We start from the raw sequence: 14103 nt of genomic DNA on the forward strand, positions 1-14103 counted from the left end.
TATCCCTTGCCGCGCATCAGCGCAATATGTTGAAACATCTATACTATTATCCTATGGCGTCTGCGGCCGCTCTTGCAGCAGGGCGATGAACGCCTCCAGCGGACGGCTCTTTGCGTCTCTACGCCATACCAGCCAGGTGGTCAGCCAGCGCCACTCCTCCGCCAGCGGCCAGGCGGAAACCTGATGATGTCCAGGCATGCTCTCCAGCATGCTGCGCGGCATCAGCGCCAGCCCAGCCCCGGCAACCACGCAGGCTAGCATGCCGTGGTAGGACTCCATTTCATGAATTTTGCCCGGCGTGGCACCGGCTGCTTTAAACCAGCTCTCAAAATGGCGGCGGTAGGAGCAGTTGGGGCGAAACGCGTAGATGCTCGCACCATTAACCTGCGTGGCGTCGCTGATGGCGGCATGTCCACCAGGGGCGACGATCATCATCTCCTCCCGGTAGACCGGGATCCCTTCTAAGCCAGGATGCATCAGCGGCCCATCAACGAACGCCGCGCTGAGCCGACCCTCGACCACGCCGTCGATCATGGTCCCGGACGGGCCGGTGGCGAGATCAAACTGGATGCGGGGATAGCGCTGGTTGAAGTCGGCCAGGGTAGGGGGAATACGTACGGCAGCCGTGCTCTCTAGCGAACCGAGCGAAAACAGCCCCTGCGGCTCATCCCCGGCGACCACGCTGCGCGCCTCCTCCACCAGATCGAGGATCTGCTGGCTGTAGCGTAAAAAGCTATGCCCGGCGGGAGAGAGACGCAGCCGCTGGTTTTCGCGGATAAAGAGATCCACGCCCAAGTCCGCCTCCAGCTGCCGGATGCGCGTTGTCAGGTTCGACGGCACCCGGTGCACTCGCTGGGCGGCCTGGGTAATGCTGCCGGTCTGCGCCACGGCGTTAAACATCTCAAGCTGGGTTAAATCCATTCTGTTCTCGATTTGTGAATGGTTAGGTTAATATTATTCAGTTTTCAGAAATAGCAGAGTAGGCCAGGATAAAGCAAGTTCCCTGTTTAGAAGAGAGATAAATAATGTCCATTTCCGCAAAAACGCATGCCTTGTCGATCAATCCGGCAACCGGAGAGCAGCTCTCGGCGCGTCCGTGGGCCACCTCGGCAGAGGTCGAGTCCTCTCTGGCCGCTGCGCAGCAGGGTTTCCGCCAGTGGCGGGAGCAGAGCGTAGCGCAGCGCGCCCAGGGACTGCGTAACGTGGGGGCGGTTCTGCGTCAGCACGGCGAGAAGATGGCCCAGCTGATTAGCGCCGAGATGGGTAAACCCATTCTGCAAGCCCGAGCTGAGGTAGCGAAGTCTGCCAACCTCTGCGACTGGTATGCCGAACACGGCCCGGCGATGCTGGCGAGCGAGCCGACCCAGGTAGAGAATAACCAGGCGGTGATTGAGTACCGTCCGCTGGGGGCTATCCTGGCGGTGATGCCGTGGAACTTCCCGGTCTGGCAGGTGCTGCGTGGTGCGGTGCCGATCCTGCTGGCGGGCAACAGCTATCTGCTCAAGCACGCCCCTAACGTGCTGGGCTGCGCCGAGCTGCTGGGCGATATTTTTCGCGAGGCGGGTATTCCAGCGGGGGTCTTTGGCTGGGTGAACGCCACCAATGAAGGCGTAAGCCAGGCGATTAACGATCCGCGCATTGCCGCCGTGACCGTTACCGGTAGCGTGCGTGCCGGGGCGGCCATCGGGGCTCAGGCGGGTGCGGCGCTGAAAAAATGCGTGCTGGAGCTGGGCGGATCCGATCCCTTCATCGTGCTCAACGATGCCTCGCTCGATCTGGCCGTGAAAGCGGCGGTTGCCGGTCGTTATCAGAATACCGGGCAGGTCTGCGCGGCGGCGAAACGCTTTATCGTTGAGGCTGGGGTGGCAGACGCCTTTACCGAAAAATTTGTAGCTGCCGCGGCGGCGCTGAAGCTGGGCGCACCGGACGTTGAAGAGAACTACCTTGGGCCAATGGCGCGTTACGATCTGCGCGACGAGCTGCATGCCCAGGTTGAGGCGACCCTGAACGAAGGCGCGACGCTGCGCCTTGGCGGGGAGAAAATCAGCGGGGAGGGCAACTACTATCCGGCAACGGTGCTGACCGGCGTTACCTCTGAGATGACCGGGTTCCGTCAGGAGCTGTTTGGCCCGGTAGCGACCATCACCGTCGCGGATGACGCAGAGCACGCTTTACAGCTTGCCAACGACAGTGACTTCGGTCTCTCCGCAACGATTTTCAGCGCTGACGAAGCGCGGGCAAACGCCCTGGCGGCGCGTCTGGAGTGCGGCGGGGTGTTTATCAACGGCTACAGCGCCAGCGATGCCCGCGTGGCGTTCGGCGGCGTGAAGAAGAGCGGCTTCGGTCGGGAGCTGTCACACTTCGGCCTGCGGGAGTTCTGCAACGTGCAGACGGTGTGGAAAGATCGCCTGTAATCATCATTGTTAACCTGCGCGGCACCGGTGCTTATTCAGCGGTGCCGCGCTGTCATGGTTCTGTCATTTTTGTTTCGTAGACTCACGCGCAGTGTGTGGCTACAGCAGAATGGTTACAGAAGAATATCATGAACTTAACTAAAATTTTCCCCTCTCTATTTCGCCGGGCTACGCCACGGCAGTTTGGCCTGCTGGCAGGGATATTGTGCATTATCGGCTTGTTCTCCGCGCTTCAGATCTCCTCATCTTTTCTCCTCTCCCGTTCCCTCCACGACGCCCAACATCATGAGCGGCTCAATCAGCAGGCGCTTCTTCAACAGTCAAAGGTTGATGAAGCACGCGTGGCGCTGCTGGCGGCCAGCGATCTGCTTAACCGCGCAGGGGTCTATTTTATGCAGGATCAGGCCACAGGCTCTGAGGGCAGCTGGCATAGCCTGATGGACGAGGCCCAGCAGGCGCTGGCAACGTCGCAAAAGAGCTGGCAGGCGTGGCGGGCGCTCAATCCACCCGAAGACGAGGGGCTGATAAACAGCTACCAGCTCTTCTACGGCGCGATTAAAGAGCAGGCGGATGCCTTGACCCGCACGCAGTCCATCGATGCCTTTTTTGCCGTCCCGGCCCAGGCCTTCCAGGCCGACTTCAACGATAACTTTGCCCGCTTCCGCGCCGCCAGCGATGCGCGTGCAGAGGAGGGAAGGCAGACGCTGATGTCCCGCCTGGCCGATCTGCAATACCTCTTTATTCTCGGGCCAGCTCTGTTGCTGATCATCGCCATCGCCGTCTGGTTTGGCATGTCGCGCTGGGTGATCGCCCCGCTCAAGCGGCTGATTACCCATATCAATCTTCTGGCCGCAGGGGATCTCTCTGTGGCACCGCCGCCGGTCACCTGTTTCAACCGGGAGATCGGCCAGCTCAGCGTCAGCATTGAGGCCATGCAGCGGGGGCTACAGCAGCTGGTGACTCAGGTCAGCGATGCCACCGCTTCGATGGTGAGCAATATCGATAGCCTGGCGCAGGGAAACCAGAAGCTCTATCAGCAGTCGGCTCGCCAGGCAAAAGAGCTGGACGAGGTGACGGCCAACATTGCCGAGCTGGAATCCCACGTTGAGGGCAATACCGGCTATGCGAAACTCGCCAGCCAGCGCGCCGACGAGGCCCGTCAGGCCGCTGCCGGGGGGGACAGAATGATGGATACCGTCAATGAATCTATGCAGGCGATTGTGGCCCGCTCGGATGAGATGCGCGGCATCGTGGCGCTGATCGATAACGTGGCGTTCCAGACCAACATCCTGGCCCTTAACGCGGCCATCGAGGCCGCCCACGCGGGTAATCATGGCCGTGGCTTTGCCGTGGTGGCAAAAGAGGTTGGGCTGCTGGCGCGCAAAAGCAGCCACTCGACGCAGACAATTCAGACCCTGATCCAGCACTCGTTGCAGGGGATAGAAGCGGGCTCGCAGGCGGTGAATCGGCTGGAGAATAACCTCCAGCAGGTCACGGGCCTGGTGGGGCATCTCAGTGGCCTGCTGAATGATATCTCTCAGGCGACGCTAAACCAGGGAGAGAACATTCATCAGATGACGCGCCAGCTGCACGGTCTCAACCAGGTCGCCCGCCGCACTGGCGAACTGGTGAGCACCGCCGCCGAGGCGTCACAGCAGCTGCACGATGATTCCCGACAGCTTATGCAGGCGGTAACGCGTTTTCGACTTCCAGCCTGACGCTCGCCGCGTGGCTCTGAAAGGGGGCCACGTGGAAAAACATGTGGCTACGATGCGTTTTGAGTTACCTATCTCCGATCTTCTTTTGATGAAATCAGCCATGCTAACCAGTAAACAACCAGGCCAGCGATAACGACAAGAACGGGGGCGATAACGCGCATAATCCCTTCATTCGCAAATATTGCGATGAAAACTCCTATAATTACGGCGCTGATAACAACCGCCCCGGATATCTCAGAAATGACTTTTCTGATTAGTCTAAAGATTCTCGATTGCACCCAGAAATTGCTCCATTTTAGAAGGGTTTTTACGAAGAAATTATCAGGCAGAGCCAATTTTAGTAAACGAAAAATTCACGGATGTTCGCTGTTATGCTTCGCTGGTTTGTACCATATCGAAAGCCAGAGCCATCCTGACTGACAAAGTTATTGATCTGCACGAGCGTATTTTGGGCAGCATTTTCCAGGTAGGCCCCTGATTTCCATGCGGACCCCTGATATACTCGCAGGCCTTTTTTAGCCGGTGAGGAGTGTAGTGTGGCGACGGTCATGAATAATGACATGCTGGAGTCTATTTTGACTCAGGTCCGGCCTCTTATCGGTCAGGGGAAGGTAGCCGATTACATTCCAGCGCTGGCATCGGTCGAGGCCAACAAGCTGGCGATAGCGGTCAGTACCATCGATGGCCGCCACTTTCAGGCCGGCGACGCCGACGAGCGCTTCTCTATTCAGTCTATCTCGAAGGTACTGAGCCTGGTGGTGGCGATGGATCACTATCAGGAGGAGGAGATTTGGCAGCGGGTAGGCAAAGATCCCTCCGGTCACCCCTTTAATTCGCTGTTACAGCTCGAAATTGAGCAGGGCAAGCCGCGAAACCCTTTTATCAACGCCGGTGCGCTGGTGGTGTGCGATATGCTGCAAAGCCGTCTCAGCGCCCCGCGCCAGCGGATGCTGGAGGTGGTTCGTCAGCTGAGCGACGTCAGCGATATCACCTACGACAGCCATGTGGCGCGGTCTGAGTTCGACCACTCGGCGCGTAACGCGGCCATCGCCTGGCTGATGAAATCCTTTGGTAACTTCCACAATGACGTGGCAACGGTACTGCAAAACTATTTCCACTACTGCGCCCTGAAGATGAGCTGCGTCGAGCTGGCGAAGACGTTCCTGTTTCTCGCGGACGAGGGGCGTGCGCCGCATCTCACCCGGTCGGTCATCTCCCCATTGCAGTCGCGGCAGGTTAATGCTCTGATGGCAACCAGCGGCATGTATCAGAGCGCGGGGGAGTTTGCCTGGCGCGTGGGACTGCCGGCGAAGTCCGGGGTCGGTGGGGGGATTGTGGCGATCGTGCCCCATGAGATGGCAATCTGCGTCTGGAGCCCGGAGCTTGATGAGGCAGGCAACTCGCTGGCGGGTATTGCTATGCTTGAGGCACTCAGCCGTCAGCTGGGGCGTTCGGTTTACTGATGCACTGCCGCGTCGTTACCCTTATCTACAGGGACAGAATTCTATGCTTGCATCACTGAACATCGCGTTTCATCCGTTCCATAAAGAGAGGCCCTGGCGTAACGCGGTCATGATCTTTCTGCTGACCACGCTGTTCTACTCTATTGGCGCGATGCTCAGGCTGGTGGAGGAGCTCTCCCTGTTCTGGCCATTGAACGCGGTGATGGCCGGTGTCTTTGCACGCTACACCTGGCTAAATCGACTGCACAACTACGCCATCTGCTACGTGGCGATGCTGGTTTACGATGCCATGACCACCACGTGGGGAGCCACCTCGCTGCTGATCAACCTGTCGAACATGGTGTTTATTCTTACCGTGGCGCTGCTGATTGTGCGCGACAAACGACGGCCTGAGAGGCGCGCGCTGCCGATTAACGCCCTGCGGATCTTTAACTACTGTCTGCTGGGGGCGTTGGGCTGCGCGCTGGTGGGGGCGTTTGCGTCGGTAGGGATGGACGATCTCACCTTCTGGCCGCTCTATGCCGACTGGTTTAGCGAGCAGTTTTCTACTGGCGTGCTGATCCTGCCCTGTGTACTCACCCTGACGTGGCCTCGCTGGGCCGTGCCGTTTCGCATTGAGCACCTGCTGCCGATCGCCGCCCTGGTAACGTCCCTCATTGCCTCGGTAGCAATCGGCGGGGCGGGCAGCCTTCTTTTCCCGCTCCCGGCGCTGATCTGGTGCGCGGTTCGCTATTCGCTGCTGACCACCGCGCTGCTGACCTTTTTAACCGGTGCGCTGGAAATTATTCTGGTCGCCAACGGCACGATTAACATCTTCGTTGCCAGCCCGCTGGAGATGCCGCGCATGTTCTCGGCGAGGCTGGGGATCGCCACTATGGCCATCTGTCCCATCATTGTCTGCGTCAGCGTTAACGCCATTAATACGCTGATGAAGCAGGTGTCGCTGCGCGCTGACTTTGATTTTCTGACCCGGGTCTACTCCCGCTCCGGTCTCTATGAAGCGCTGGGCCGCGAAAGAAAGACCGAGGCGCGACATTTAACGGTTATGCTGCTGGATATCGACTACTTCAAAAACATTAATGACAGCTATGGTCATGAGTGCGGCGACAGGGTGCTGACCGCGTTTGCGCAGAAGATACAGCAGACGGTCGGCGACAGCGGTATCGTGGCACGAATGGGAGGTGAAGAGTTTGCCGTCGTCGCCACGACGCAGGATCCCCAGCAGGGATTTATGCTGGCAGAGCGTATTCGACGCGCTGTAGAAGCCCACCCGTTCCGCTGGCAGCAGCAGACGCTATTCCTGACGGTCAGTATTGGTCTGAGCAGCGGCACCACCCAGTCATGGGAACTGACGGAGCGGTTCAATAAGCTGCTGGCTGAGGCGGATGAGTATCTCTACCAGGCGAAAAAAGCAGGGCGTAATCGCATCAGCGCGCGGGAAGGTCAGGGGCCTATGGAATCTCTCCCAAAAGAGACGGAACAACAGAGCGTGTGACAGTGTCACTTTGGCGTCACATTTTCAGCGAATTCATTGAAATAACGTATAAAATTGCTTGCTACCTATTTTTAACATCAATACTATAACCGAGTATACGTAGCGGACAACATTGCGCGATGACTGGATCCATTAAGCTCAAACGAAGTGAACAGATCACCGGCAAGCGTTTTGTAAGACGGATGTATCTGATGCGTATGCTCGGGACGCTGCTCTGCTTTTTCCCGATCCTTTCCGTGCTGCTGGAGCAGCATCAGCCGCGCTGGCTTATCGTGCTGTTGGCCGTTAATGCCTTTGTCTGGCCCACCTGCGCTTTTCTGCGCGCGCGGCGGGCGCAAAAGCCGCTCACCTGTGAACACCACAACCTGATCGTAGACGGGGCGGCAGGCGGTTTCTGGATCGCCATGATGGCGGTGAATCCGCTTCCTTCCGTGGTGATTGCCACTATTCTTCTTGCCGATCGCCTTGCGGCGGGCGGTATTGCGCTGATGCGCAAGGCTGGCGCGACCATGCTAGCGGTATTCGCCGCCGCCTGGCTGGCGCAGGGCATGGCCTTTGAGCCTGTTGTCACCCAGCGTACGCTGCTTGCCACGCTACCGCTTATTGCTATCTACGTGCTGGCCCTGAGCGTGCTGACGGATAACATCGCTATCAAGTTGCGGCACAAGAGCCGTGAGCTGGAACGCATCGCGATGATGGATCCGCTGCTGGACATTGCCAACCGTCGTCTGTTGGAAAAGCGCATCCAGCATGAGCTAGAGAAGCTACGTGACGCCGTCCACGCTTCATCTTTAATGTTTATTGATATCGATAACTTCAAAGAGGTGAACGATCGGTTCGGTCATAAGGTGGGGGATACGCTGTTGGTGACGGTCTCTAAAATTTTGCACGTCGCCAGTCGAAATACCGACACCCCGGCGCGGTTGGGGGGCGACGAGTTTGTGATCCTGCTTCCGAATACGTCACCGGAAGAGGCGTTGGTTGTCGCCACGCGTATCATGGATGCCACTGCCGTGATGATGGTAGCCCAGGACGCGACGTTCCGCTGTACGCTCAGCATCGGCATTGCCAACGCCACCGAGGATATGGAAACCACCACCGACTGGCTAAAAGCCGCTGACGACGCGCTCTATCGCGCCAAACGCGCGGGTAAGAACCGGATCTACGCCCACTGACCAAATGGGCTAGATGCGCTAAGCTTAGGTTTTGATTAGTGAAAAAGGCCCGTTATGAAGACTCCTCAACTTCCTGAAAACGAGCAACAGCGCTTGGCATCGCTTAATGAGTCCGGGCTGTTGGACTCCGGTACGCATGAACGTTTTGACAGGCTCACCCGGCTGGCAAAACGCATGTTCGATGTCCCCATTGCGTTGATTAGCCTCGTTAACAGCAATACGCTGCATTTTAAGTCCTGCAACGGCATTCCCAACGGACAGGTGCTGCGTGACATCTCCTTTTGCGGCCATGCGATCCTGAGCCCTCAGCCGCTGGTGGTGCTGGATGCTCATCAGGACGAACGCTTCTTTGATAACCCGCTCGTGGTCGGCCCGCCGCACATACGCTTCTACGCTGGCTATCCGCTGCAACTGCCTGACGGCTTAAGAGTGGGATCGTTTTGTCTTGTTGCGCCCGAGCCGCGTGGCTTTACCCCTGACGAGATCGCGGTGCTGAAGGACTTTGCCGCCATCGTAGAAGATGAGTTCGCTGCCATTAGTGCTGCTACTACCGACGAGCTTACCGGCCTGTTTAACCGCCGCGGTTTCAATAACCTTGGCAAATACGCTATCACCAGCGCCCGCCGTCGCGCCGAGCCGCTCACCCTCGCCTGGCTGGATCTCGATAAGTTTAAATACATTAATGACACCTTCGGTCATGAAGAGGGTGACAACGCGCTGCAGGCTATGGCTAATCTGCTGCGCGACAGCTTTCGCGAAGCCGATCTGCTGATCCGCTACGGCGGCGACGAGTTTGCCGTTCTTTTCTCGGATACCGATGAGAAAGGTGCGTGGATCGCGATGCAACACCTTGTTGAGCAGGCCGAGGTATTCAATCTGACAAGTGGTAAACCGTGGCAGCTGAACTTCTCCTGGGGTGTGAGCGAATACGATCATGACAGCGATCCAGACCTGTCCAGCTGGATCACCTCTGCGGATGAAAAGATGTATGCCATGAAAGAGAAAAACGCGCACAAAAACAGCTAGCCGCTTACCGTTCAAGCCGACAAAATGTGATGACGCCCACAAATTTATATTCGTTTTAATAATTGACGCGAATAGGGCGTCTCATTTTGATCAAAACAGGGTTTCATGGTCGTAAAGTCTGGTAAGTTATTGGACCAATCTTCCCAGGTTGTATGACTAATCAAAAAGGAACTCATTGTGAACACGATAAACCGTCGCGATTTTCCCGGAGCCACCTATCCGGAACGTATCATTCAGTTTGGCGAAGGGAACTTCCTGCGCGCATTTGTCGACTGGCAGATCGATCTGCTTAATGAGCACACCGATCTCAACGCCGGTGTGGTTATCGTTCGCCCGATTAAGAGTGATTTCCCGCCGTCACTGAGCACGCAGGATGGCCTCTATACCACCATCATTCGTGGCCTGAACGAGCAGGGCGAAGCGGTGAGCGATGCGCGTCTGATCCGTTCGGTAAACCGTGAAATCAGCGTCTACGATCACTACGATGAGTTCCTCAAGCTGGCGCAGAACCCTGAGATCCGTTTTGTGTTCTCAAATACCACTGAAGCGGGCATCAGCTACCACGCGGGCGATAAATTTGATGACGCGCCTGCCGTTAGCTACCCGGCGAAGCTGACCCGTCTGCTGTTCGAACGCTTCACTCACTTTAACGGCGCGGCGGATAAAGGCTGGATCATCATTCCGTGCGAGCTGATTGACTATAACGGCGACGCGCTGCGTGAGCTGGTGCTGCGCTACGCTAGCGAGTGGGAACTGCCAGCCGCGTTTGTTCAGTGGCTGAACGAAGCCAACGCCTTCTGCTCAACCCTGGTTGACCGCATCGTAACCGGTTATCCGCGTGATGAAGTGGCGAAAATCGAAGCCGAGCTGGGCTACCGCGATGGCTTCCTCGATACCGCAGAGCACTTCTATCTGTTCGTTATTCAGGGGCCGAAATCGCTGGCTTCCGAGCTGCGCCTCGACAAATACCCGCTGAACGTACTGATCGTAGATGACATCAAGCCGTATAAAGAGCGCAAGGTGGCCATTCTTAACGGGGCGCACACGGCGTTAGTCCCGGTGGCATTCCAGGCAGGTCTGGACACCGTGGGCGAGGCAATGAACGACAGTGAAATCTGCGCCTTCGTTGAAAAAGCGATCTACGAAGAGATCATTCCGGTGCTGGATCTGCCTCGCGATGAGCTGGAGTCCTTCGCCAGCGCCGTAACGGGTCGTTTCCGCAACCCGTACATCAAGCATCAGCTGCTCTCCATCGCCCTGAACGGCATGACCAAGTTCCGCACGCGTATTCTGCCGCAGCTGCTGGCAGGGCAGAAGGCGACCGGTAAGCTGCCGGCGCGCCTGACCTTTGCTCTTGCGGCTCTGATTGCGTTTTATCGCGGCGAGCGTAACGGCGAAAGCTTCCCGGTACAGGATGATGCCCACTGGATCGAACGCTTCCAGCAGCTGTGGAGCCAGCACCGCGATCGCCAGATTAGCACCAGTGAACTGGTCAAAGCCGTGCTTTCCGTTAGCGATCACTGGGAGCAGGACCTGACCCAGGTCAGCGGTCTGGTAGAGCAGGTCTCTCTGGATCTGGATGCCATTCTGCTGCGTGGCATGCGCGAGGCCGTGAAGCCGCTCTGCTAATTGATGTGTCTTTGTAAACGCCGGGCGGCGCGCTGCTTGCACCGGCCTACGGTCTAATGCGATCTGTAGGCTGGGCAAGCGCAGCGCCGCCCGGTATTTATTTGCTACATCAATAGTTACAACATACATATATTCTTTTTATTTATGTAACTTCAGCATCAACACAGCCAATCGTCTAGCAGCAAACAATTCCCACTACATTTTTGCAGCAAACTTGCAACCGTGATGGCGATCACGTTTAATAACCGCGTCTCCCTCATATGCCTGAATATAACCATGATTGTTCGTCCTCATCAGCACTGGCTTGCGCGTATCTTCGTCTGGCATGGTTCGGTGCTACCCAAAATCTACTCCCGTCTGCTGCTTAACTTTATGCTCTCCGTGGCGGTGATTCTTATGCTGCCCTGGTATAGCTCGCTGGGGTTCAGGCTTACCGTGGCACCGTTTAGCATCCTCGGTATCGCCGTGGCTATCTTCCTGGGTTTTCGTAATAACGCCTGCTACAGCCGCTATACGGAAGCGCGGGTGCTCTGGGGACAACTGATGATCGCCTCCCGCTCGCTGCTGCGCGAGGTCAAAACCACGCTGCCAGCGGGGGAAGGGCGTCACCACTTTGTGCTACTGCTGATTGCCTTCGCGCACTGCCTGCGCCTGACTCTGCGGCGCAAACCGCTGGAGGGAACGCTGGCTAACTATCTCTCGCCCAGCGAACTGGCGCGGGTGATGAAAGCCCACTCGCCAGCTAACCAGCTTCTGTTAATGATGGGGGAGTGGCTGGCCGCGCAGCGCGGGCCGAACGGGCTGTCTGACATTCTCTATCACAGCATGAACAACCGACTGAACGATATCTCGGCGGTACTCTCCGGCTGTGAACGCATCGCCTTTACGCCGGTGCCGTTTGCCTATTCGCTCATTTTGCACCGCACCGTCTACCTGTTTTGTATTATGCTGCCCTTTGCGCTGGTTGTAGATTTGCACTACATGACGCCTTTCGTCTCGGTACTTATCTCCTATACTTTTATATCGCTGGATACCTTAGCCGAAGAGCTGGAAGATCCGTTTGGCGTGGAAGATAACGATTTACCGCTGGATGCCATCTGCAATGCGATTGAGATAGATCTGCTGCAGATGAATGATGAAAACGTTGTGCCCGCGAAGATACTGCCTGATAAGTATTACCAGCTTACGTAGCGAAAGCCGGACGCGCCCGTTGCAGGCTGGTTAAACCGCCAGGAGGGAAACACGATGGAAAGAGTAATTCAGATGGTTGTTGTGCTGATTGCCTGCGTTGCGTTGTTTGCAACCGCCTACGATCTCTCGTTTGTGAGCGAGATCCCGTAACCCCTATTTGTAATGATGGCCTGTCGCAAACCAGAGCGTTCTCAGGGGCAGTTTTGCCCCTGAGGGTTCGCGCCTTACGCAGCTAGCTCATCCGCAGCTGAAAGAAACGCACCGAATCACGCAGGTGCTCGCTCTGCTCGGTCATCGAGGTCGCGGCCACCGCCGCCTGTTCTACCAGCGCCGCGTTCTGCTGGGTCACCTGATCCATCTGCTCAATGGCAACGCCAATCTCGCGGATCCCCTGGTGCTGTTCGTTCGATGCGGAGGAGATCTCTGCCACAATCCCGGTCACTTCATTTACCGAGCTCACAATCTCTTCCATTGCCCGGCTAGCGGTATCGGCATAGCGGGAGCCTTCGGTAATTTTACTCACCGTGCCGTCAATCAGCGTTTTAATCTCTTTTGCCGCATCGGCGCTTTTCTGCGCCAGGTTGCGCACTTCACCTGCTACGACGGCGAAGCCTTTACCTTGTTCACCCGCACGGGCTGCCTCAACCGCCGCGTTCAGCGCCAGAATATTGGTCTGGAAGGCGATACCTTCAATGACGGCAATGATGTCGACGATTTTTTGTGAGCTGTCGGAAATTTCATGCATCCGCATGAGCATATCGTGAACCTCTTTACCGCCTTTCACCGCCGTTTGCGAGGTCTGACGCGCCAGCTCGCTGGCCTTATGCGCATTCTCGGCGTTGCTCTTCACGTTTTCGGTGATCTGCTGCATGTTGGCCGAGGTCTGCACCAGCGAGGCAGCCTGCTCTTCGGTGCGCTGGGAAAGGTCGCTGTTGCCCATCGCAATTTCACTGGCCGCCAGCGAGATAGACTCGCTGCCATGAATGATACCGTTGATAATCTCTGCCAGCCTGCCGTTCATAAATTTGATGGTGGCCAGCAGGCTGCTGTGATCGTTGGCGTTAAGCGTAATATCCGTATTCAGCTTGCCAGCGGCAATCTGCTGCATAATATCCACCGCATAGGCCGGTTCGCCCCCCAGCTGGCGGGAGAGGTTGCGCGAAATAAACAGCGCAATAAACCCTGTCGCCACCAGGGCCAGCAGCAGCAGGCCCGAGAGCAGATACAGCGCACGCTGATAGCCCTGCGCGGAGGCTTCACCCGCCTTGTTGCCGATAGCGATCTCCATATCCACCAGCGTAGCGAGATCCTTCATCAACTGCGTGCGGTATTTTGCAGAGACGGCACCGCTAATTTTAGCGGCTTCGTCGAGTCGCTCGGCGTTTACCGCCTCAACTACCTTGCCGTTGACGTCGACAAAGTGCGTGAAGTTCTCAACCACCTGGCCGAACAGCGCCCGCATCTCGTCCGGCAGAGCATCGGCAATCGCGGCGTAGTGTTTCTGCGCATTGAGGAAAATATCCTGGTTCTGCAGCAGCTCCAGCCGGTGCTTTTCACGCTCCTGAGCGGTAGGGGAATTGATGTACTGGATCTGCTGCAACCGCATCTCCGACAGCACGCCGCGCATCTCCAGCGAGTAGCGCACGCCGGGCAGGCGATTTTCACGGTATTTATCGATGTGCTGGTTGCTGACGTTGAGCTGATAGATAGCGACAACGCCCAGCAGCAGCATCATGGCGATCAGAATTGAGAAACCGGTTAAGAGTTTGGTTAAAACCGTAGACTGCGCAAATTTTTTCATAGTGAAGTCTTAGAAGAGATAGGTATGACTAATAACGGCAGATATCGGAAAAGCATTGATCTAAATAGTTGATCTGTATCACATAGATTGATGTTTTTTATTATCCGAAACGCAATTTTGATTTTGTTTTACATTTTTATGAACAGGGTGTTGAATAAGAGTAAACAGTTTGCAATAGGGCATCTGTCTTA

10 protein-coding genes are annotated in these 14103 nt (G+C 56.7%); 8 read left to right on the forward strand and 2 right to left on the reverse strand.

The annotated features are described in order from the left end of the window. Positions 1-51 precede the first annotated feature (51 nt). Positions 52-921, reverse strand: coding sequence for a putrescine utilization regulator PtrR (gene ptrR, locus EV102420_RS18735; protein ID WP_042395102.1), 870 nt, complete (start codon positions 919-921; stop codon positions 52-54). Positions 922-1025: 104 nt separating this feature from the next. Here ptrR and sad point away from each other — a divergent pair, with 104 nt between their 5' ends. The 8 genes from sad to EV102420_RS18780 all read left to right on the forward strand — a co-directional run bounded on the left by sad (position 1026) and on the right by EV102420_RS18780 (position 12111). Then, the gene (sad, locus tag EV102420_RS18740) at positions 1026-2414 is read left to right on the forward strand and encodes a succinate-semialdehyde dehydrogenase (RefSeq protein ID WP_042395103.1); all 1389 of its coding nucleotides are present in this window, start codon (positions 1026-1028) and stop codon (positions 2412-2414) included. 128 nt (positions 2415-2542) lie between these two features. Next, on the forward strand, positions 2543-4132 hold the full coding sequence (locus tag EV102420_RS18745; protein WP_042395106.1) for a methyl-accepting chemotaxis protein: 1590 nt from the start codon (positions 2543-2545) through the stop codon (positions 4130-4132). A gap of 548 nt (positions 4133-4680) precedes the next feature. Beyond that, positions 4681-5595, forward strand: a complete 915-nt coding sequence (gene glsB / locus EV102420_RS18755; protein WP_370678345.1) for a glutaminase B — start codon at positions 4681-4683, stop codon at positions 5593-5595. 43 nt (positions 5596-5638) lie between these two features. After that, positions 5639-7090: a GGDEF domain-containing protein gene (locus EV102420_RS18760; protein WP_042395115.1), complete on the forward strand. Its 1452-nt coding sequence runs from the start codon at positions 5639-5641 to the stop codon at positions 7088-7090. A 182-nt stretch (positions 7091-7272) separates the two neighbouring features. Further along, the gene (locus EV102420_RS18765; protein WP_042395118.1) at positions 7273-8265 is read left to right on the forward strand and encodes a diguanylate cyclase; all 993 of its coding nucleotides are present in this window, start codon (positions 7273-7275) and stop codon (positions 8263-8265) included. A 54-nt stretch (positions 8266-8319) separates the two neighbouring features. Next, positions 8320-9291 carry a sensor domain-containing diguanylate cyclase gene (locus tag EV102420_RS18770; protein WP_042395121.1) on the forward strand — a complete coding sequence of 324 codons (972 nt, stop codon included), beginning with the start codon at positions 8320-8322 and terminating at the stop codon, positions 9289-9291. 177 nt (positions 9292-9468) lie between these two features. Then, positions 9469-10920: a tagaturonate reductase gene (locus tag EV102420_RS18775; protein ID WP_042395125.1), complete on the forward strand. Its 1452-nt coding sequence runs from the start codon at positions 9469-9471 to the stop codon at positions 10918-10920. A gap of 276 nt (positions 10921-11196) precedes the next feature. Beyond that, positions 11197-12111, forward strand: coding sequence for a bestrophin family protein (locus tag EV102420_RS18780; RefSeq protein ID WP_042395199.1), 915 nt, complete (start codon positions 11197-11199; stop codon positions 12109-12111). A gap of 232 nt (positions 12112-12343) precedes the next feature. Here the strand turns inward: EV102420_RS18780 and EV102420_RS18785 are convergent, their stop codons facing one another. After that, entirely contained in the window at positions 12344-13912 is a 1569-nt protein-coding gene (locus EV102420_RS18785) for a methyl-accepting chemotaxis protein (RefSeq protein WP_042395128.1), read from the reverse strand. Positions 13913-14103: the final 191 nt, after the last annotated feature.

The organism is Pseudescherichia vulneris NBRC 102420 (assembly GCF_000759795.1).
GTDB classification, from domain to species: domain Bacteria; phylum Pseudomonadota; class Gammaproteobacteria; order Enterobacterales; family Enterobacteriaceae; genus Pseudescherichia; species Pseudescherichia vulneris.